The 18,065-nt window shown below is 69.3% G+C and carries 23 protein-coding genes; 4 read left to right on the plus strand and 19 right to left on the minus strand.

Annotated elements, in window-relative coordinates:
• Position 1 precedes the first annotated feature (1 nt).
• From rpsC to BLW76_RS05330, 13 genes are all read right to left on the minus strand, one after another.
• The gene (gene rpsC, locus BLW76_RS05270) at positions 2 to 835 is read right to left on the minus strand and encodes a 30S ribosomal protein S3 (RefSeq protein WP_091304689.1); all 834 of its coding nucleotides are present in this window, start codon (positions 833 to 835) and stop codon (positions 2 to 4) included.
• Positions 835 to 1,254 (minus strand): 50S ribosomal protein L22, encoded by a 420-nt coding sequence (rplV, locus tag BLW76_RS05275; RefSeq protein WP_086675501.1) that lies wholly within the window; start codon positions 1,252 to 1,254, stop codon positions 835 to 837. The genes rpsC and rplV overlap by 1 nt, the downstream gene beginning before the upstream one ends.
• Positions 1,255 to 1,285: 31 nt before the next feature.
• Positions 1,286 to 1,567: a 30S ribosomal protein S19 gene (gene rpsS, locus BLW76_RS05280; protein WP_003102083.1), complete on the minus strand. Its 282-nt coding sequence runs from the start codon at positions 1,565 to 1,567 to the stop codon at positions 1,286 to 1,288.
• 18 nt (positions 1,568 to 1,585) lie between these two features.
• On the minus strand, positions 1,586 to 2,422 hold the full coding sequence (gene rplB, locus BLW76_RS05285) for a 50S ribosomal protein L2 (protein ID WP_003102084.1): 837 nt from the start codon (positions 2,420 to 2,422) through the stop codon (positions 1,586 to 1,588).
• 15 nt (positions 2,423 to 2,437) lie between these two features.
• Positions 2,438 to 2,749 (minus strand): 50S ribosomal protein L23, encoded by a 312-nt coding sequence (gene rplW, locus BLW76_RS05290; protein WP_003102087.1) that lies wholly within the window; start codon positions 2,747 to 2,749, stop codon positions 2,438 to 2,440.
• On the minus strand, positions 2,746 to 3,435 hold the full coding sequence (gene rplD, locus BLW76_RS05295) for a 50S ribosomal protein L4 (RefSeq protein WP_091304690.1): 690 nt from the start codon (positions 3,433 to 3,435) through the stop codon (positions 2,746 to 2,748). The genes rplW and rplD overlap by 4 nt, the downstream gene beginning before the upstream one ends.
• Positions 3,432 to 4,088, minus strand: a complete 657-nt coding sequence (gene rplC, locus BLW76_RS05300; protein WP_003102093.1) for a 50S ribosomal protein L3 — start codon at positions 4,086 to 4,088, stop codon at positions 3,432 to 3,434. Before rplC ends, rplD begins: the two co-directional genes overlap by 4 nt.
• A 33-nt stretch (positions 4,089 to 4,121) precedes the next feature.
• Positions 4,122 to 4,427, minus strand: a complete 306-nt coding sequence (gene rpsJ, locus BLW76_RS05305) for a 30S ribosomal protein S10 (protein WP_003102098.1) — start codon at positions 4,425 to 4,427, stop codon at positions 4,122 to 4,124.
• 409 nt (positions 4,428 to 4,836) lie between these two features.
• Positions 4,837 to 6,030: an elongation factor Tu gene (gene tuf, locus BLW76_RS05310; protein ID WP_091304691.1), complete on the minus strand. Its 1,194-nt coding sequence runs from the start codon at positions 6,028 to 6,030 to the stop codon at positions 4,837 to 4,839.
• A 129-nt stretch (positions 6,031 to 6,159) separates the two neighbouring features.
• On the minus strand, positions 6,160 to 8,259 hold the full coding sequence (gene fusA, locus BLW76_RS05315; RefSeq protein WP_091304692.1) for an elongation factor G: 2,100 nt from the start codon (positions 8,257 to 8,259) through the stop codon (positions 6,160 to 6,162).
• 75 nt (positions 8,260 to 8,334) lie between these two features.
• Positions 8,335 to 8,805: a 30S ribosomal protein S7 gene (rpsG, locus tag BLW76_RS05320; RefSeq protein WP_003102106.1), complete on the minus strand. Its 471-nt coding sequence runs from the start codon at positions 8,803 to 8,805 to the stop codon at positions 8,335 to 8,337.
• Positions 8,805 to 9,179: a 30S ribosomal protein S12 gene (rpsL, locus tag BLW76_RS05325; protein ID WP_003102113.1), complete on the minus strand. Its 375-nt coding sequence runs from the start codon at positions 9,177 to 9,179 to the stop codon at positions 8,805 to 8,807. The genes rpsG and rpsL overlap by 1 nt, the downstream gene beginning before the upstream one ends.
• A gap of 590 nt (positions 9,180 to 9,769) precedes the next feature.
• On the minus strand, positions 9,770 to 9,925 hold the full coding sequence (locus BLW76_RS05330; protein ID WP_091304693.1) for a hypothetical protein: 156 nt from the start codon (positions 9,923 to 9,925) through the stop codon (positions 9,770 to 9,772).
• 157 nt (positions 9,926 to 10,082) lie between these two features.
• Here BLW76_RS05330 and BLW76_RS05335 point away from each other — a divergent pair, with 157 nt between their 5' ends.
• The 4 genes from BLW76_RS05335 to BLW76_RS49445 are packed head-to-tail and all read left to right on the plus strand — an operon-like array spanning position 10,083 to position 12,808.
• Positions 10,083 to 10,619 carry a YbaB/EbfC family nucleoid-associated protein gene (locus BLW76_RS05335; protein WP_091304694.1) on the plus strand — a complete coding sequence of 179 codons (537 nt, stop codon included), beginning with the start codon at positions 10,083 to 10,085 and terminating at the stop codon, positions 10,617 to 10,619.
• On the plus strand, positions 10,619 to 10,951 hold the full coding sequence (locus BLW76_RS05340) for a hypothetical protein (protein WP_091304695.1): 333 nt from the start codon (positions 10,619 to 10,621) through the stop codon (positions 10,949 to 10,951). The genes BLW76_RS05335 and BLW76_RS05340 overlap by 1 nt, the downstream gene beginning before the upstream one ends.
• Positions 10,952 to 10,961: 10 nt before the next feature.
• Positions 10,962 to 12,188, plus strand: coding sequence for a hypothetical protein (locus BLW76_RS05345; RefSeq protein ID WP_091304696.1), 1,227 nt, complete (start codon positions 10,962 to 10,964; stop codon positions 12,186 to 12,188).
• A 2-nt stretch (positions 12,189 to 12,190) separates the two neighbouring features.
• The gene (locus BLW76_RS49445) at positions 12,191 to 12,808 is read left to right on the plus strand and encodes a hypothetical protein (RefSeq protein ID WP_244170050.1); all 618 of its coding nucleotides are present in this window, start codon (positions 12,191 to 12,193) and stop codon (positions 12,806 to 12,808) included.
• Here the strand turns inward: BLW76_RS49445 and BLW76_RS05355 are convergent.
• From BLW76_RS05355 to BLW76_RS05380, 6 genes are all read right to left on the minus strand, one after another.
• Positions 12,789 to 13,013 (minus strand): hypothetical protein, encoded by a 225-nt coding sequence (locus tag BLW76_RS05355; protein WP_091304697.1) that lies wholly within the window; start codon positions 13,011 to 13,013, stop codon positions 12,789 to 12,791. The two genes, BLW76_RS49445 and BLW76_RS05355, sit on opposite strands and share 20 nt — an antisense overlap.
• A gap of 58 nt (positions 13,014 to 13,071) precedes the next feature.
• A complete protein-coding gene (locus BLW76_RS05360; RefSeq protein WP_091304698.1) occupies positions 13,072 to 13,299 on the minus strand; it encodes a hypothetical protein in 228 nt (75 codons plus the stop codon).
• Between the two features lie 12 nt (positions 13,300 to 13,311).
• On the minus strand, positions 13,312 to 13,518 hold the full coding sequence (locus tag BLW76_RS05365; RefSeq protein ID WP_091304699.1) for a hypothetical protein: 207 nt from the start codon (positions 13,516 to 13,518) through the stop codon (positions 13,312 to 13,314).
• Positions 13,519 to 13,543: 25 nt separating this feature from the next.
• Positions 13,544 to 15,250 (minus strand): hypothetical protein, encoded by a 1,707-nt coding sequence (locus BLW76_RS05370; RefSeq protein ID WP_091304700.1) that lies wholly within the window; start codon positions 15,248 to 15,250, stop codon positions 13,544 to 13,546.
• A 5-nt stretch (positions 15,251 to 15,255) separates the two neighbouring features.
• Positions 15,256 to 17,103, minus strand: a complete 1,848-nt coding sequence (locus tag BLW76_RS05375) for a hypothetical protein (RefSeq protein ID WP_091304701.1) — start codon at positions 17,101 to 17,103, stop codon at positions 15,256 to 15,258.
• 298 nt (positions 17,104 to 17,401) lie between these two features.
• Positions 17,402 to 18,031: a zinc ribbon domain-containing protein gene (locus BLW76_RS05380; RefSeq protein ID WP_091304775.1), complete on the minus strand. Its 630-nt coding sequence runs from the start codon at positions 18,029 to 18,031 to the stop codon at positions 17,402 to 17,404.
• Positions 18,032 to 18,065 lie beyond the last annotated feature (34 nt).

Here is an 18,065-nt window from a genome sequence, read left to right on the forward strand (position 1 = left end):
CTCAGCCCTCCGTCTTTTCTGCGGTCTCGGTGGCCGGGGCCGCCGGGGCATCGGTCGTCGCGGCCGCGGCCGCACGACCGGCTTCGGTCGAGGTGGCGGTCGTGCCCGAGGCGCCGGAACGACGCGGACGGGACGGCCGGTCGCTGCGGTCGCGACCACCGCGCGGCGCACGCTCGGCGGCGTCACGGGCTTCGCGGGCCTTCAGGCCACCGACGAGCTCACCCTTGTAGATCCACACCTTGACGCCGATGCGACCGAACGTCGTCTTGGCCTCGAAGAAGCCGTAGTCGATGTCGGCGCGCAGCGTGTGCAGCGGGACGCGGCCGTCGCGGTAGTGCTCGGAGCGGGACATCTCGGCACCGCCGAGACGACCGCCGCACTGCACGCGGATGCCCTTGACCTGCGGCGAGCGCATGGAGGTCTGGATCGCCTTCCGCATCGCGCGGCGGAACGCCACGCGGTTGGAGAGCTGCTCCGCGACCGCCTGGGCGACCAGCTGGGCGTCGGCCTCGGGGTTCTTGACCTCGAGGATGTTCAGCTGGACCTGCTTCTTGGTCAGCTTCTCCAGCGCGCCGCGGATCCGGTCGGCCTCCGCACCGCGGCGGCCGATGACGATGCCCGGCCGGGCGGTGTGGATGTCCACGCGGACGCGGTCACGGGTGCGCTCGATCTCGACCTTGGAGATGCCCGCGCGCTCCATGCCGGTGGCGAGGAGCTTGCGGATCTTGACGTCCTCGGCCACGTACTCGGCGTACTGCTTGTCGGCGTACCAGCGCGACTTCCAGTCCGTGGTGATACCCAGGCGGAAACCGTGCGGGTTGATCTTCTGGCCCACTACCGGCCACCTGCCTTCTTCTTGCTCTGAGCCTTCTGCGCGACGGCCGGACGCGACTCCACCTCGACGGTGATGTGGCTGGTCCGCTTGCGGATCCGGTACGCGCGGCCCTGGGCCCGCGGGCGGATGCGCTTGAGGGTGGGGCCCTCGTCGGCGTACGCGTTCTTGACCCAGAGCGTCTCCGGGTCCAGCTGAAGGTTGTTCTCGGCGTTGGCCACGGCGCTGGCGAGCACCTTCGCGACCGGCTCGCTGGCCGCCTGGGGGGCGAACCGGAGCACGGCCAAGGCGTCGGCGGCGCTACGTCCCTTGATGAGCTCGATCACCCGGCGCACCTTGGTCGGCGAGTCCCGGACGAAGCGAGCCCGCGCGTACGCCGTAGGCAGTTCAGCCTCGGTCGTCACGTCGTTCTGGGCGTTCATCGCTACTTCCCTTGTCTTGTTTCGTGCCCGCTCAGCGGCGGCGCGACTTGCGGTCGTCCTTGATGTGGCCCTTGAAGGTCCGCGTCGGGGCGAACTCGCCCAGCTTGTGACCCACCATGGCCTCGGTGACGAACACCGGGACGTGCTTGCGTCCGTCGTGCACGGCGATCGTGTGACCCAGGAAGTCCGGGATGATCGTCGAGCGGCGCGACCAGGTCTTGATGACCGTCTTCTTGCCCGATTCGTTCAGCGCGTCCACCTTCTTGAGCAGGTGGTCGTCCACGAACGGGCCCTTCTTAAGGCTGCGTGGCATGTGCTTCTACCTCCCTGCTCAGCGCTTGTTCTTGCCGGTGCGACGGCGGCGGACGATGAGGGCGTCGGAAGCCTTGCGGCGACGCGTGCGGCCCTCGGGCTTACCGTTCGGGTTGACCGGGTGGCGACCACCGGAGGTCTTGCCCTCACCACCACCGTGCGGGTGGTCGACCGGGTTCATGACGACACCGCGGACCGTGGGGCGCTTGCCGCGCCAGCGGTTGCGGCCGGCCTTGCCCCAGTTGATGTTGGCGTGCTCGGAGTTGCCGACCTCGCCGACCGTGGCGCGATTGCGCACGTCCACGTTGCGGATCTCGCCCGAGGGGAGACGCAGCTGGGCGTACGGACCGTCCTTGGCGACGAGCTGCACCTTCGCGCCCGCGGACCGCGCCATCTTCGCGCCGCCGCCGGGGCGGAGCTCGATCGCGTGGATCACGGTGCCGACCGGGATGTTGCGCAGCGGCAGGTTGTTGCCCGGCTTGATGTCGGCCCGGGGGCCGTTCTCGACGGTGTCGCCCTGCTTCAGCTTCTCCGGCGCGATGATGTAGCGCTTCTCGCCGTCGGCGTAGTGCAGCAGCGCGATGCGAGCGGACCGGTTGGGGTCGTACTCGATGTGCGCGACCTTGGCGGGGATGCCGTCCTTGTCATTGCGACGGAAGTCGATGACGCGGTAGGCGCGCTTGTGGCCGCCACCCTTGTGCCGGGTGGTGATCTTGCCGGACGAGTTGCGACCGCCCGAACCGCTCAGCGGACGAAGCAGCGACTTCTCCGGGGTGGAGCGGGTGATCTCGGCGAAGTCCGAGACGCTCGAACCGCGACGACCCGGGGTCGTCGGCTTGTACTTGCGGATGCCCATTGTCAGCTCAGTCCTTTACGCGGTGGGTCCGCCGAAGATCTCGATCGCCTTGCTTTCGGGCGAAAGAGTCACGATGGCGCGCTTGGTGTCCTTGCGCTTGCCGAAGCCGGCGCGAGTCCGCTTCCGCTTGCCCTGGCGGTTGGCCGTGTTGACGCTGACCACCTTGACGCCGAACACCTTTTCGACCGCGATCTTGATCTGGGTCTTGTTGGCGTCCGGGCGGACGATGAACGTGTACTTGTGGTCCTCGAGCAGCCCGTAGGACTTCTCCGAGATGACCGGCGCGAGCAGGATGTCGCGGGGGTCCGGAATGGCGACCGAACTCACTTCTCGTCACTCCCTTCCGTGACCTCGCCCGACCGCGCGGAAGCCTTGACGGACTTGCCACGGACGGGGCCGGCGACGAACGCGTCGTACGCGGCCTTGGTGAACACGACGTCGTCGTTGACCAGCACGTCGTAGGTGTTGAGCTGGTCGGCCCAGAGGATGTGCACCTCGGGCAGGTTCCGCAGGGAAACCCAGCTCAGCTCGTCGGCCCGGTCCAGCACCACGAGCACGCGCTTCGCGGCCGTGACGGCGGCGAGGGCGGTCTTGGCGGCCTTGGTCGACGGCTTCTCGCCGGTCACCAGCTCGGTGACGACGTGCAGCTGGCCGGCGCGGGCCCGGTCGGAGAGGGCGCCACGCAGAGCGGCGGCCTTCATCTTCTTCGGGGTGCGCTGCGAGTAGTCACGCGGCGTGGGGCCGTGGACGACGCCACCGCCGGCGAACTGCGGCGCGCGGGTCGAACCCTGGCGGGCACGGCCGGTGCCCTTCTGGCGGTACGGCTTCTTGCCGCCACCGCGAACCTCACCACGGGTCTTCGTGTCGTGCGTGCCCTGGCGCGCGGCGGCCTGCTGGGCCACCACGACCTGGTGCATCAGCGCGACATTGGCCTGCACGTCGAAGATCTCCTCGGGGAGGTCCACGGTGCCGTCGGCTTTACCGGCCGGGGTCTTCAGCTCGACGCTTGTCATTCGGAGTTACCACCCTTCGCGGCGCTGCGCACGAACAGCAGGCCGCCCTTGGGACCGGGCACAGCGCCCTTGATCAGCAGCAGACCGTCCTCGGCACGCACGGCGTGCACGGTCAGGTTCTGCGTGGTGACCCGGTCGTTGCCCATCCGGCCCGCCATGCGCAGGCCCTTGAAGACGCGGCCGGGGGTGGCGCAGCCACCGATCGAACCCGGCTTGCGGTGCACGGCCTGGGCACCGTGGCTCGCGCCCTGGCCCTTGAAGCCGTGGCGCTTCATGACACCCGCGTAGCCCTTGCCCTTGCTGGTCCCGGTCACGTCGACCTCGACGCCGGCGGCGAACACCTCGGCGGTGATCTCCTGGCCGACCTCGTAGGTCTCGGCGTCGGTGGTGCGCAGCTCGGCGAGGAACCGGCGCGGAGTCACGCCCGCCTTGTCGAAGTGGCCGGTGCGCGGCTTGTTCACCTTGCGCGGGTCGACCGCGCCGAACGCCAGCTGCACGGCCGCGTAGCCGTCCTTGTCCTGGGTCCGAACCTGGGTGACCACGTTCGGACCGGCCTTGACGACGGTGACCGGGACAACCCGGTTCTGCTCGTCGAAGACCTGGGTCATGCCGAGCTTGGTGCCCAGGATGCCCTTCATCTGCCTGTCAGACATGTGAGTCTCTTATCTCCGCCGCTCGCCCAACGCTTACTGGATGTTGACGTCGACGCTCGCCGGCAGGTCGATGCGCATGAGCGCGTCGACCGTCTTCGGCGTCGGGTCGAGGATGTCGATCAGACGCTTGTGCGTGCGCATCTCGAAGTGCTCGCGCGAGTCCTTGTACTTGTGCGGCGAGCGGATGACGCAGTAAACGTTCTTCTCGGTGGGCAGCGGCACCGGCCCGACAACACGGGCGCCGGTGCGCGTGACCGTCTCCACGATCTTGCGCGCCGAGGTGTCGATCGCCTCGTGGTCGTAGGCCTTGAGCCGGATGCGGATCTTCTGTCCCGCCATGGTGGCTGCTCGTTCCTTGTCGTCTCGTGCCGCTATCTCACAAAACCCGGCCTGGTGTCCCCACCAGCTCTCGAGTTTCCGCAGTTCAACGGCCCTGTCCCCGGTCCACGCGGTCGGGCGTGTCGCGCCCGACGCACAGACGGATCCCGCGGGATCGTCGTCTTGCCTGGTCTTCCTCAACGTGAGGAGGCTATGAGCCGGCTGCGCTTTTGCAAGAACACCGTCTCACTGCCTTTGCCCGCTCGCCTGCAACCCGAAGGAAGAGCTCGGCGGACCGTGGCCACTCGCACCGAGGCGGCCGGACCCCCGAAGGAATCGGCCGCCCCAGGACGAGCAACCTGAATAGTGTCGCACACGTGATTTGACGCCCCGAACCCGGGGGTGTATTGCCCCCGGGTGGGGCGCCGAATCACTTGATGATCTTGGTGACCTGGCCCGCGCCGACGGTCCGGCCACCCTCACGGATGGCGAAGCGCAGACCCTCGTCCATCGCGACCGGCTGGATCAGCTGGACCGAGATGTCCGTGTTGTCGCCCGGCATGACCATCTCGGTGCCCTCGGGGAGGGTCACGACGCCGGTCACGTCGGTGGTGCGGAAGTAGAACTGCGGGCGGTAGTTGTTGAAGAACGGGGTGTGACGGCCACCCTCGTCCTTCGACAGGATGTAGACCCGGCCCTCGAAGTCGGTGTGCGGGGTGGTGGTGCCCGGCTTCACGACGACCTGGCCGCGCTCGACGTCCTCGCGCTTGATACCGCGGACCAGCAGGCCGACGTTGTCGCCCGCCTGGCCCGAGTCGAGCAGCTTGCGGAACATCTCGACACCGGTGACGGTGGTCTTGGTCGACTTCTCGCGGATACCCACGATCTCGACCTCTTCGTTGACGTTGATCTGGCCGCGCTCGACGCGACCGGTCACCACGGTGCCACGACCGGTGATGGTGAAGACGTCCTCGATCGGCATCAGGAACGGCTTGTCGAGCTCACGCACCGGGTCCGGCACGTTGTCGTCGACGGCGGTCATCAGCTCGAGAACGGCCTCGGACCACTTCTCGTCGCCCTCGAGGGCCTTCAGGCCGGAGACGCGCACGACCGGCGCGTCGTCGCCCGGGAACTCCTGCGAGGACAGCAGCTCGCGGACCTCCAGCTCGACGAGCTCGAGGATCTCCTCGTCGTCGACCATGTCGGCCTTGTTCAGCGCGACCACGATGTAGGGCACGCCGACCTGGCGGGCGAGCAGCACGTGCTCACGGGTCTGCGGCATCGGGCCGTCGGTGGCGGCCACGACCAGGATCGCGCCGTCCATCTGGGCGGCACCGGTGATCATGTTCTTGATGTAGTCCGCGTGACCGGGGGCGTCCACGTGCGCGTAGTGACGCTTCTCGGTCTGGTACTCGACGTGCGAGATGTTGATCGTGATGCCGCGCTGCTTCTCTTCCGGCGCGTTGTCGATCTGGTCGAACGCCCGCGACTCGTTCAGCTCCGGGTACTTGTCGTGCAGCACCTTGGTGATGGCCGCGGTCAGAGTCGTCTTGCCGTGGTCAACGTGACCGATGGTGCCGATGTTGACGTGCGGCTTGGTCCGCTCGAATTTCGCCTTCGCCACTGGAATGTCCTCCTGGACTGATTTCGCTTTGTGCTCGTGGGGCGGCGTGGCTGCCGCCCCACGATTGTTCCTTCGTCGGTGCTGCGGACGTTCAGGAGAGTCCCTTAATGCCCGCGAGCGCTGGGGGAGTTATTCCCCCGTCGCCTTCGCGATGATTTCCTTCGCGACGTTCGCGGGAACCTCGGCGTAGGAGTCGAACACCATGGAGTAGTTCGCCCGGCCCTGGGTGCGGGACCGCAGGTCGCCGACGTAGCCGAACATCTCCGACAGCGGAACCAGCGCCTTCACGACGCGGGTACCGGACCGCTCCTCCATGGCCTGGATCTGACCACGGCGGGAGTTGAGGTCACCGATGACGTCGCCCATGTAGTCCTCGGGCGTGGTCACCTCGACCGCCATCATCGGCTCCAGGATCACCGGGCCGGCCTTCTTCGCGGCTTCCTTCATCGCCATGGAACCGGCGATCTTGAACGCCATCTCCGAAGAGTCGACCTCGTGGTAAGCACCGTCCAACAGGGTGAACTTCAACCCGACGAGCGGGTAGCCGGCCAGGACGCCGTACTGCATCGCGTCCTGCGCGCCCGCGTCCACCGACGGGATGTACTCCCGCGGCACGCGACCACCGGTCACCTTGTTGTCGAACTCGTAGAGCGCGCCGTCGGTGCGCTCGAGCGGCTCCAGCTTCACGATGACCTTCGCGAACTGGCCGGAACCACCGGTCTGCTTCTTGTGGACGTAGTCGAGCTTCTCGACCGTCTTCTTGATCGTCTCGCGGTAGGCGACCTGCGGCTTGCCGATGTTCGCCTCGACCTTGTAGTCGGACTTCATCCGGTTCACCAGCACCTCGAGGTGCAGCTCGCCCATGCCCGCGATGATCGTCTGGCCGGTGTCCTCGTCCAGCTTGACCTGGAACGTCGGGTCCTCTTCGGCCAGCTTCTGGATCGCCAGGGACAGCTTCTCCTGGTCGGCCTTCGTCTTCGGTTCGATCGCGACCCGGATGACCGGCTCGGGGAACGTCATCGACTCCAGCACGATCGGGTTCTGCGGGTCCGCCAGGGTGTCACCCGTGGTGGTGTCCTTCAGCCCGATGACCGCGTAGATGTGGCCGACCTGGGCGTCGTCGACCGGGTTCTCCTTGTTGGAGTGCATCTGGAAGATCTTCCCGATGCGCTCCTTGCGCTCCTTGGTCGCGTTGATGACCTGCGCGCCGGAAGCGACCTTGCCCGAGTACACCCGGATGTAGGTCAGCTTGCCGAAGAACGGGTGCGCGGCGATCTTGAACGCGAGCGCGGCGAACGGCTCGTCGACCGACGCCTTGCGGGTCGCCGGGGTCTCACCGTCGGGCAGCAGGCCCTCGACGGCCGGGACGTCCAGCGGCGACGGCAGGTAGTCGATCACCGCGTCGAGCATGGGCTGCACGCCCTTGTTCTTGAACGCGGAACCGGCCAGGACCGGGAACGCCGCCCGGGTGACGACCAGCTTGCGGATGCCGGACTTGATCTCCGCCTCGGACAGCTCTTCGCCCTCGAGGAACTTCTCCATCAGGGCGTCGTCGGTCTCGGCGACGGTCTCGACCAGCTTCTCGCGGTACTCGGCCGCGCGGTCGGCGAGGTCGGCCGGGATGTCCTCGACCGCGTAGTCCTCACCCTTCTGCACCTCGCCGCGCCAGACCAGGGCCTTCATGCGGACCAGGTCGACGACGCCTTCGAAGTCGTTCTCGGCGCCGATGGGCAGCTGGATCGCCAGCGGCTTGACGCCGAGGCGCTCCTCGATGGTGCGCAGGGTGTAGTAGTAGTCCGCACCCAGCTTGTCCATCTTGTTGACGAAGCAGATGCGCGGGACGTCGTACTTGTCCGCCTGCCGCCAGACCTGCTCGGACTGCGGCTCGACGCCCTCCTTGCCGTCGAAGACGGCGACCGCGCCGTCGAGCACCCGCAGGTTGCGCTCCACCTCGACGGTGAAGTCGACGTGCCCGGGGGTGTCGATCAGGTTGATCTGGTGGTCGTCCCAGAAGGTGGTGGTGGCAGCCGAGGTGATGGTGATACCCCGCTTCTGCTCCTCCTCCATCCAGTCCATGGTGGCGGCGCCGTCGTGGACTTCACCGATCTTGTAGTTGACCCCGGTGTAGAACAGGATCCGCTCGGTGGTCGTCGTCTTGCCGGCGTCGATGTGGGCCATGATGCCGATGTTGCGGACCTTGTTCAGGTCGGTCAGCACTTCACGTGCCACGAGAGTGTTCCCCTGTTCTCAAGCTTGGGGCCCGGCATGGCTAACCCATAAGGACGGGCGGCAATGCCGGACTACTTACCAGCGGTAGTGCGCGAAGGCCCGGTTGGACTCGGCCATCTTGTGCGTGTCTTCGCGACGCTTCACGGAGGCACCGAGGCCGTTGGAAGCGTCCAGGAGCTCGTTCTGCAGGCGCTCGATCATCGTCTTCTCGCGGCGAGCCTGCGAGAAGGAGACCAGCCAGCGCAGGGCCAGCGTGGTGGAGCGGCCCGGCTTGACCTCGATCGGCACCTGGTAGGTGGCACCACCGACGCGGCGGCTCTTCACCTCGATGGTGGGCTTCACGTTGTCGAGGGCGCGCTTCAGCGTGACGACCGGGTCGGTGCCGGTCTTCTCGCGAGCGCCTTCGAGCGCGCCGTACACGATGCGCTCGGCCAGGGACCGCTTCCCGTCCTTCAGCACCTTGTTCACCAGCTGGGTGACCAGCGGGGAGGCGTAGACGGGGTCGGAGATCAGCGGCCGCTTCGGGGCCGGACCCTTGCGGGGCATTAGCTCTTCTCCTTCTTCGCGCCGTACCGGCTGCGCGCCTGCTTGCGGTTCTTGACACCCTGCGTGTCGAGCGAACCGCGGATGATCTTGTAACGGACACCCGGAAGGTCCTTCACACGACCACCGCGCACGAGCACCATCGAGTGCTCCTGCAGGTTGTGGCCCTCACCGGGGATGTAGGCGGTGACCTCGATGCCGCTGGTCAGCTTCACACGCGCGACCTTGCGCAGCGCCGAGTTCGGCTTCTTGGGGGTCGTGGTGTACACGCGGGTGCACACGCCACGCCGCTGCGGGCTCCCCTTGAGGGCCGCCGTCTTCTGCTTGGCAGCCTTGTCCTGGCGGCCCTTGCGGACCAGCTGCTGGATCGTGGGCAATGGACCAGCTTCCTGTCGTGATCTGCTTCTTCGTGTCTTCACCGGCCCCCGCGGTCGGGCGTGTCGGCCCGCGTCACGGTCTCGCGACCGGTAACTTCCCGGAGGGATTTCCGTCGGAACCCCGACCTGCCGAAGCCGGTGACCGGGTGCCTGAGCACCCCGCCCATGCGCACGGCACGCGGAGCGGCCCGACGCATGCCGGGCACGGTCTCCAAAGATACCCGCCCGGGTCCGGGAGGAGCGCGGCGGGGGGTCTGAAGGTCTCAGTAGGGCGACGAACCTCCAGCGTACCTCTCAACGCCCCGGGCCTGCGGGACATTCCCACGCCTCGGGTCGCACCGACCGTCCGGATGTCATGAACGAGTCGTTCATGACATCCGGCGACCTGAACGAGTCGTTCATCGCATCCGGAAGCCCGGCTCCACCAGCACACCGCCTCCGACGAGGTGCGCTCGTGCCGAGCCCGCGCGGCCGCCGGCCCCCGCGCTGCCGCGGCGGCGCCCCGGATTCAGAACGTCCTGAACGACTCTTTCAGTGCGTCCGACGTCATGAACGACTCTTTCATGACGTCGGCGGGACGGCCTCCGGGCTCAGTCCTCGTCCGGCTTGGCGTGGTCCGGGCGGCCCGGGTTCGGGTCGCGGGACAGGTCGATCAGGGGGTGCACGCCCGCGCCCTCCGGGGCCGCGTGACTGCCCGTCGACTTCGGTTCCTCTGTGGAGCCTCCGGCCCCTTCGGTGCTGGTCATCACACACTCCTCGCGCGTTGTCCCCCGGCTTCCCTCTCGGCCGAAACCTACCCATTACCCGGTCGGGTGATGCAGTGGGATCGGATCGGCCGTTCCGTGCGTCACAGTGCGGTCGAGGGGTCACGATGGGTGCACCACAAACCGGAAAGGGGGCGGCATGCCGGGCGAGTTCGAGCAGCTGGTCGCCGAGTTCGAGCGGTTCCAGGCCGGCGTGCGCAACGCCGACGACCGGTTCACCGGGCTGGGCGCCATGCAGCAGCAGCTGACCGAGCTGCGGGCGAGCGCCGCGTCGCCGGACGGGGGTGTCACCGTCGTCACCGGGCCGGGCGGGGCCGTCCTGGACGTCAAGTTCACCGAGGCCGCGCTGGCCAAGGGGCCGCACGCCCTCTCCGCCGCGCTGCTGGCCACGCTGCGGGAGGCCGTCGGCGAGGCGGCGCGGCGGCAGGCCGTGATCGTCGAGGAGGCCATGGGCGACGACCTCGGCCTGGTCGACCAGGTCCTGGAAACCCAGGCCGTCGCGTTCGGAACCACCGTCGAAGAACTGCGGTCGAAGCTGCCGGACGGGACACCGCAGGCCGAGGACTTCTCGGAGCAGCGGGTGCTGCGGCCGGCCGATCCGCCGACGGCACCACCCGCGCCGGGCCCGTCCGCGGGTGACCGCTTCCTGCGCACCCTGTTCGACGAGGAGGACTGATGGGCGGCGGTTACCGGGTCCAGGTGGACGCGCTGCACAAGTACGTCGGCGACCTGGAGAAGTACCGGGATCAGGGCGCGAAGATCACCGAAAAGGTGGCGCAGGCCGACGTCGGCGACAAGTCGTGGGGCGTGGTCGGCGTCTTCACCAAGGGCGGCTACGACGACACCCTCCGCGAGCTGCACTCCTTGCTGACGTCGATCGCGGACGGGCTGGCGTCGGCGCAGGCCAAGCTCACCGACGCCGCGAACGTCTACCAGGGCGTCGAAGACGACCACAAGATCTTCTTCGGCCAGGTCGAGACCCTGCTCGACGGCCCGGGAAAGCACTGAGGGGGCCGCCATGGCAGAGGTCGAAGACGTCGCGAGCGGGATCACCGTCAAGCCCGACGACCCCAAGACGGTGCTCGGGGTCAACGTCGACAACGCGGTCAAGGCGACGCCGTTCGCCGGGAGCGCGGTCACCGTCGGCAAGGACGTGGTCTCGGTGAAGAAGGCCCTCTTCGCGCCGCAGCCCGACGGTGCGGACATCACCCTCGCGCTCGGCACCATCGCCACCGACACCGCGAGCTTCATCCAGTCGAGCGCGAGCACGATCACGGACATCGCGACCGACCCGCTCGGCTGGCTGGTCGGGCAGGGGCTGAACTTCCTGGTCAGCGCCGTCCAGCCGGTCCAGGACGCCATCCACTTCGTCAGCGGCGACGGGCCGGCGCTCGGCATCGCGGCGGAGAACTTCGGGGCGATCGCCACCGGGCTCGACAAGCTGGCCCGGAACTTCGCCGACGTCGCCGACGAGTCCCTCAAGAGCTGGGAGGGCGACGCGAGCAACGCCGCGAAGGCAGCGCTGGGCGAGTTCGCGCACGGCATCGAGGGCGTCGCCGGGAAGTCCGGTGACCTGGCCCGGATGCTGCAGCTCAACAGCATGCTGATGAGCTTCGTCGAAGACCTGATCAAGGCCATCCTCACCGAGTTCGTGACCTGGCTGATCCTGTTGTGGGTGCCCGCGCTGGCCGCCGCGGTGCCGACGTGCGGGGCTTCGCTGTCCGCGGCCGCCCCGGTGACCGAGGTCAAGGCGGCGCAGACGACCGCGAAGACCACCCAGAAGGTGAACAAGCTGCGCGAGCTCCTGCAGAAGGTGCTCGACTGGCTCCGGAAGCTGCAGCAGAAGTTCGCCTCGACGACGCTCGGCAAGTCGCTGACGAAGATCGCGAAGGAGAACGAAGGCAAGGATCTCCTCCAGAAGGCCGTCGGCGACAAGGGCATGATCGGCAAGCGCTGGGCGAAGGCCTTCGAGAACCCGGTGCTCGACGCCGCGGGGAAGATCGACTACCAGAAGACGATGCTCAAGGCCGGCGCCGGCGAAGCGCTGAAGAAGGGTGGCGAGGCGGCCATCAAGGGCGTCCTCGGCTACAACCCGGCCAACCCCGGCGACAACCCGGCCAAGACGGTGAACGACCACCTCGGCAAGCTCAACAGCCACGTCAAGAACGCGAAGAAGACGAGTGACTTCGACGGGACCGGCCGCGACCAGTCCGTCGAGGAGACCCGCGAAGACCTGGACTTCTGACGATGGAGACGCTCTTCACGATCGGTCTCCTGGTGGTCGTGGCCGCGGTGGCCGCGGCGATCTGGTGGCGGTCACAGCGGAAGGCGGCCGCGAGCCGCGCGGGCCACTGGTTCAAGGCGTTCGCCGCCGAGCGGGGCGGCACGTTCGGCAGCGGCGACGGCGGCCCGGCGCCTTCGTTCGGCGTGTTTCACCCGACCGGGCGACCGCTGACGGGTGCGCCGGTCGACCCGTGGGTGGAGTTCCGCCTCGGCGACCGGCCGGTGCTCGGGATCGACACGAACGAGTCCTACCGGAACTTCGACGACCACATCCACTTCCGCGACCTGCACGTGACGCAGGTGCGCGTGCCGCCGGGCCCGGAGCTGCGGATCGTCCCGGGCCGTGGAGTGTCGATGCCGACGCTGCCGCCGGATTCCCCGCTCGACGCCGAAGTGGCCCGGTGGCTGGCGGCCAACCCGCGGTTCGGGCAGCGCGAGGTCGTCGTGGCGAACGGCGCCGCGCGGACCTGGGGCCCGGGCTGCGCGACGCGGCAGAACCTCACCGCCGAGGCCCGGTACCTCGCCGAGCTGGCCGACCACCTGCCGGCCGCGCTGTGGAACCTCAGCGGCGGCGCGCGGTGAGGTGGGTCAGGCCGGCCGACAACGCGAACAGCAGCCCGAGGCCGACGACATAGGGCCCGGCGAGGAGGGCGAAGCCGGCGCCGATGTTGGCGTCGGGCTGGTCCGAGGTCGCCTGGAAGCCGATCGCGCCGACCGACAGCAGGACAGCGCCCGCCGTGATCAGCACGACGGCGACAACCGTGAGGCGCTTCGTGACGGGCGTCATGTCTCCATGGTGCCCGGGGCCGCGCCGATCCGCCGGATCAGCGGGCCCCGGGCGAGGGTCAGAACGAGGGCAGGAGCTTGCCCGGCACGCCGTTGACCGACTGGATCAGGCCGAGCACCGGCACCCCCAGCGGCGCGAACGTCCAGATGTTGTTCAGGCCGCTGGTGTCGGGCTCGTCGACGACCACCACCCCGGGGGTGTCGGCCAGCGCGGGGGCCGCCGCGCCGAACAGGGCCGCTCCGGCGATGACCGCGGCGCCGGCCGCGCGGACGAGGTTCTTCTTCATTTCGGGGTCCTTTCAGGAAACTGCGGTGATGAGGCCGAACACGGGGGCGAGCAGGCCGACCGGCTGGCCGAGCGGACCGAGGACACTGCCGAGGTCGACGCCGGGCGCGAGCCAGACCGGCCCCTGCGTCGGGTCGGCACTGGCGACGCCGCCGGCCAGGCCGGTCAGCGCCGTCGCCGCGGCCAGGGGCAGCAGCACGCGGGCGGCAAGACGTTTCATTTCTTTTCCTTTCCTGCCAAGGGTTTCAGCGGAGAACCGCCGTGATCGGCACGATGGTTCCGTCGGGCACCCACTGGCCCGCGTAGTCGCGGTCCATGAGCATCCCGGGGGCGTGGGGTTCGCCCGGGTTCATCGGCATGGCGTTGACCTGGGCGGCGGCGAAGATCTGGACGTCACCCGCCGCCCCGCCCGCGCCCAGCCAGTTCCGGAAGCCGCCGAGGGTCGGGCTTTCGCCGCCGAAGTGGTTGCCGACCGCCACCGCGTAGCCGACGGCGGTCGCCTCCCGCGGGTCGAACCGCAGGGGCAGCGAGGCGCTCGCGACGGCGTTGACGATCGGCCCGTTCAGCAGCCACGGCGCCAGGTACAGCCCGTACTGGTGGGTGGGTTCGAGGCGCTGCAGCTCGGCCGCGCGCGTCATCGCCGTGTAGCCGGGACCCCAGCCGGAGACGACGACGAGCGCGGTGTCGGGCCCGGCGTCCGGCCGCACCGCCAAGCCGGTGCGGGCCGCGGTCTCGCGCACCAGCTTCGCGGCCGCGACTCCGCGCGGCGAGTCGTCGGCGACCAGCGTGACCGCCGACGGCTTCCGGACGGCGAGGAACTCGACCAGCTTGACGAGCGCTCCCCCGTCCTCGGGGGCCAGCGCGCCGGACGGGCACGCCGTCAGCACGTCGGCGCGGCCGGCGACCAGGCCGCCGAGCGCCGCCGACGCGCATTCCGGTGCGTCCGCTTCGGCGATCGCCGGGCCGGGCGCGGTGCCCGCGTCGACCTGGACGACCGTGGTCGTGCCGCCGCGGTGGATCTCCAGGTCGCTGCGCCCGGGTGGCAGCTCGACGTCGGCCCAGGTGCCCTCGGCGCCGGGCCGCGCGACGGCCTTGGTGATCAGGCCGCCGCGGACCCCGGCGGACAGGTCGTCGCCCGCGCTCGCCGGGAAGTGGACGACGTTGTGCCCCGGCCGCTGCGGGCTGACCAGCACGGGGAACCCCGGCTCGTCGGCCAGCAGCGGTACGCCCGGCACGGGCAGCGGCGGCGGCACCGGGATCGCGCCGAGCGCGCTCCAGGCGAGGAACGCGACCGCGACCCCCGCCGCGCCGAGGCGGTAGGCGCGGGCCCGCAGCACCGCCGCGAGCCCGCTCACCACCACGGGCAGGACCACCACGGCCACCACCACGACCCCGAAGACCGTCGTGACCAGCCGCCGGTCGAAGCCGAGCCCGGACAACCCGAACCGCGCCGCACCGGCGACCACGAGCAGGCCGCCGAGGGTGATGGACAGCGGCCCCGGCCGGACGGCCGCCGTCGCGACCGGACCGGACAGCGCGAAGCCGAACCAGACCGCCGCCGCGGCGACGAACACCGAGTCGAGCGCGAACTCGACACCGGTCCCGCCCAGCGAGGTTTCCAGGACGACCAGCGCCAGCAGCGCGACCGACGCCCAGCGCCCGGCCCGCGGCCACCGCGCGAGCACGGGCACGGCCACCGCGAGCACGACGTGCCCGGCCAGCGCGACGACGTTGACGTCGGCCGCGAACGCCGACAGCACGGCCAGCAACGCCGACAGCCCGCCGAGGCCGTACAGGGTGAACTGCCGCGTCCGCGGCACCTCCCCCGCCGGCGGGCGCACCAGGCCACCGCCGGCGAGGAACGCCGTCGAGAGGAGCAACGCCAGCCGGAGGACGAGCGCGAGCACGTCCACTGTGGACGAACCGGTCACCGGGTCGTGGTGGTGGTCCATCGTGCCTACCGCACGTCCGCGTCCGCGACCACGAACAGCTCGGAGTGCGGCTTGGCGTTGCCGAACGCCCCGTGCGGCCAGGACTTGCGGTTGAAGTTGATGCCGACCTGGCCGGTGAACTCGTCCCGGAAGTTCTGGTCGACCGAGACCTTCCCGCCCGGCCCGAGGTTCAGCAGGTTGACCTTGTGGTCACCGTCCAGCCCGGACCGCGCGACGAAGTAGTTCGACACCGCGAGGTGCTGCGGCGTGTCGGTTTCGTGGTAGAAGCCGTCGCTGCCGAGCACGAAGTTGTCGTAGGCGCCCCAGTGCGGGCCCGCGCCCGGCGTGCCCGGGTTGATCGGGGCCGCGCCGACGACGGTCGGCAGGTCGCCACCCCCGCCCTGCTGCGCCTTCGCCTTCGTGTCGATCCGGCCGTCGATGTCCTCGATCCGGTCGCCGGCGTTGACCAGCTTCTGGATGTCGAGGACGTAGACGCCGCCGGTGGTGCCGGGGTCGTCGGCCGAGAGGGTGCCCTTCTGCCGCCCGACGATCGCGCGGTAGAGGTACTTGTCGTCCGGGCTGGTCTGGATCCAGCCGCCGTTGGAGCTGCCGCCGTTCGAGTCGTTGTTCGCGTGGATCGCCTTGTTCGCGGCGCCGTCGTCGAACACCTCGATCCAGTGCGGCTCGGCCGCGGTGATGTCCGGCGTGTAGAACACCGCGCCGCCCTGCATGGTCTGGGCGAACGCGCCCTTGTGGCCCGGCAGGTTGGTCACGGTGGTCTCCATGACCGCGCGGCTCTCGGCGTGCAGCGGGTCGGCCGGGTCGGCGCGCGGGCCGTCCGGCAGGTACGAAACCGCCTTCAGCTTCGGGTGGTTGCGGTCGGCGATGTCCCAGGTCCGCACGGTCGGCCGGCGCAGGTACGGCGAAGGCTGCTTCACCGGGTCGAGGATGATGTTGCGCGGCTCGGCGTAGTCGCTGGTGACGAGGGTGTTCAGGTCCTCGCGGGCCTGGATGCCGTGCGGGTTGGCGCAGGTCGGCTTGCCCAGCTGCGGCAGGTTGTCGCAGAGCTTGGCGTTGTCGCCCTGCGGCGTCGCGGCCGGGGACTCCGAGAGGACTTCGGCGTTCTGTCCGAAGTGGACGACCTCGCCGGGGCTGCCCGCGAAGCCGTTGCCGATCTGCGTGGAGCCGTCGGCGTAGGCGTGCGGGCCGGGGACGACCGGGCCGCCCATGTACGTGCCGTACGCGGTGCCGTCCTTGAGCACCCAGTAGGCGTCCGGGACGCTCCCGCCGAGCGTGTTCGTCGGCAGGCTGACGCCCTTGAGCTTCAGCTGCGGCAGCGCGCTGACGTCGAAGGCGTACGTCGCCGCGGCGAACAGGGCCCCGGCGTAGATGGTGTCGCCCTTGTGCCACACGTACTGCATGTGGTGCGGCTCGTTCTCGACGAGCGGGCCGACGGTGGCGGTGTTGACGACCTTGCCGTACGTCGGCGAGCCCTGCGTCGCGTCGATCACGGCGAGGAAGTCCGGGCCGGGCAGGGCGTTCTTGAGCTTGTTGAGGCCGCCGCCGAGGGTGCCGGGCAGGTTCTTGACGTCCTTGACCAGCGTGTCGGCGATGTTCTCGTCACCGGCCCAGACGAGCAGCCACTTCTTGGGCGTGCCGCTCGCCGAGCGCGCGAGGTCCTTCGTCACCAGGTGGTTCTGCACCCAGTACTGCTTGCCGTCGGACGCGGTCTTCGCGTCGGTGACGGTCTGGACGTCGGCGTAGGCGCCGGTGACGGAACCGGTGTACGTGACGGCGCCGGCCGCGAGGGCGAGTGCCGCGGCGCCGGTCACCACCTTCCGCCACCGGCCGGAGCGCAACGGGGTTGATCGCATGGTTCTCCCAGTTCTTTTCGCACGGACGGAAACCGTTGGGACACAACGGAAGGCTGACGTCAGCGGACCCGAACGGGATATTCGCGCCAAGGGCGCAAAGGGTCCAGTCGTGATCAAAGAATGAGATCCGACCCGAAAGGGTTAATCTCCCACGAAGTGGGCCGAGTTGACGCGGTCCACTGGGCCGAACGAGTGGCGGCCGAGGCTAGGCCAACCGGCGGTGTCACGGTTGGTCACAACGGCGCAGCCCCGACGCCTGAACGCCGGGGCCGCTCGTTATGTGTTCGTTATGAAGTGGTCAGAGTTTGCTGCCGCAGTCCGAGCAGAACAGCGCGCCCGGCTTGTTGCCTTCGTTGCCGCAGCCGCCGCAGGTGACCTTCAGGGCCAGCGACGTCCCGCACGACGAACAGAACTTGCCGCCGTCGGCCTTCAGGCCGCAGCCCGGGCAGGTGACCTTGGCGCGGGTGTCGATGTCCAGGTCCGCCGTCCAGTTCTTCTCGCGGGCCTGCTCCCAGATCTGGTCGCGCTGGGCCGACGCCTGGGCGCGCGAGATCTCCTCGGCGACGCTGGGCGAGCAGCGCAGGCACTGGCCGATCTCCTCGTTCCAGCACTGGTCGTGGCACATCCAGTCGCCGCAGCCTCGGCACTGGCGGAAGCTCGGGGTGATCTCCTCGACCGCCGCCGCCAGTGCCCGGTCCTTGGCCGGCGAGTTCGTCGCGCGGTCGTAGCGCCACTGGTCGGCCGAATGGCTCAGGTCGCGCAGCGTCCCGCCGAAGAACGAGCCGACCGCGCGAAGCACGCTTCGGCCCGTCTCGATGTTGTCGCGCTGGAAGGCGGAGCGGAAGCCGTTGCCGCAGCGTTCACACCGGAACTCGAACTGGTACCCCTGCGTGTTCGAGAGGTCCGAGAAGTTGTCCGTGAAAGGCACCGAGTCAGCCACGGCCCATCTTGGCCGCGCGGCC

This window comes from Amycolatopsis tolypomycina, assembly GCF_900105945.1.
GTDB classification, from domain to species: Bacteria; Actinomycetota; Actinomycetes; order Mycobacteriales; family Pseudonocardiaceae; genus Amycolatopsis; species Amycolatopsis tolypomycina.

Coding starts and splice junctions, on each gene's coding strand:
- rplV (WP_086675501.1), bottom strand. CDS start 1,254: ATGAACGCCCAGAACGACGTGACGACCGAGGCTGAACTGCCTACGGCG.
- rpsS (WP_003102083.1), bottom strand. CDS start 1,567: ATGCCACGCAGCCTTAAGAAGGGCCCGTTCGTGGACGACCACCTGCTC.
- rplB (WP_003102084.1), bottom strand. CDS start 2,422: ATGGGCATCCGCAAGTACAAGCCGACGACCCCGGGTCGTCGCGGTTCG.
- rplD (WP_091304690.1), bottom strand. CDS start 3,435: ATGACAAGCGTCGAGCTGAAGACCCCGGCCGGTAAAGCCGACGGCACC.
- rplC (WP_003102093.1), bottom strand. CDS start 4,088: ATGTCTGACAGGCAGATGAAGGGCATCCTGGGCACCAAGCTCGGCATG.
- rpsJ (WP_003102098.1), bottom strand. CDS start 4,427: ATGGCGGGACAGAAGATCCGCATCCGGCTCAAGGCCTACGACCACGAG.
- rpsG (WP_003102106.1), bottom strand. CDS start 8,805: ATGCCCCGCAAGGGTCCGGCCCCGAAGCGGCCGCTGATCTCCGACCCC.
- BLW76_RS05330 (WP_091304693.1), bottom strand. CDS start 9,925: ATGACCAGCACCGAAGGGGCCGGAGGCTCCACAGAGGAACCGAAGTCG.
- BLW76_RS05335 (WP_091304694.1), top strand. CDS start 10,083: ATGCCGGGCGAGTTCGAGCAGCTGGTCGCCGAGTTCGAGCGGTTCCAG.
- BLW76_RS05340 (WP_091304695.1), top strand. CDS start 10,619: ATGGGCGGCGGTTACCGGGTCCAGGTGGACGCGCTGCACAAGTACGTC.
- BLW76_RS05345 (WP_091304696.1), top strand. CDS start 10,962: ATGGCAGAGGTCGAAGACGTCGCGAGCGGGATCACCGTCAAGCCCGAC.
- BLW76_RS49445 (WP_244170050.1), top strand. CDS start 12,191: ATGGAGACGCTCTTCACGATCGGTCTCCTGGTGGTCGTGGCCGCGGTG.
- BLW76_RS05355 (WP_091304697.1), bottom strand. CDS start 13,013: ATGACGCCCGTCACGAAGCGCCTCACGGTTGTCGCCGTCGTGCTGATC.
- BLW76_RS05360 (WP_091304698.1), bottom strand. CDS start 13,299: ATGAAGAAGAACCTCGTCCGCGCGGCCGGCGCCGCGGTCATCGCCGGA.
- BLW76_RS05365 (WP_091304699.1), bottom strand. CDS start 13,518: ATGAAACGTCTTGCCGCCCGCGTGCTGCTGCCCCTGGCCGCGGCGACG.
- BLW76_RS05370 (WP_091304700.1), bottom strand. CDS start 15,250: ATGGACCACCACCACGACCCGGTGACCGGTTCGTCCACAGTGGACGTG.
- BLW76_RS05375 (WP_091304701.1), bottom strand. CDS start 17,103: ATGCGATCAACCCCGTTGCGCTCCGGCCGGTGGCGGAAGGTGGTGACC.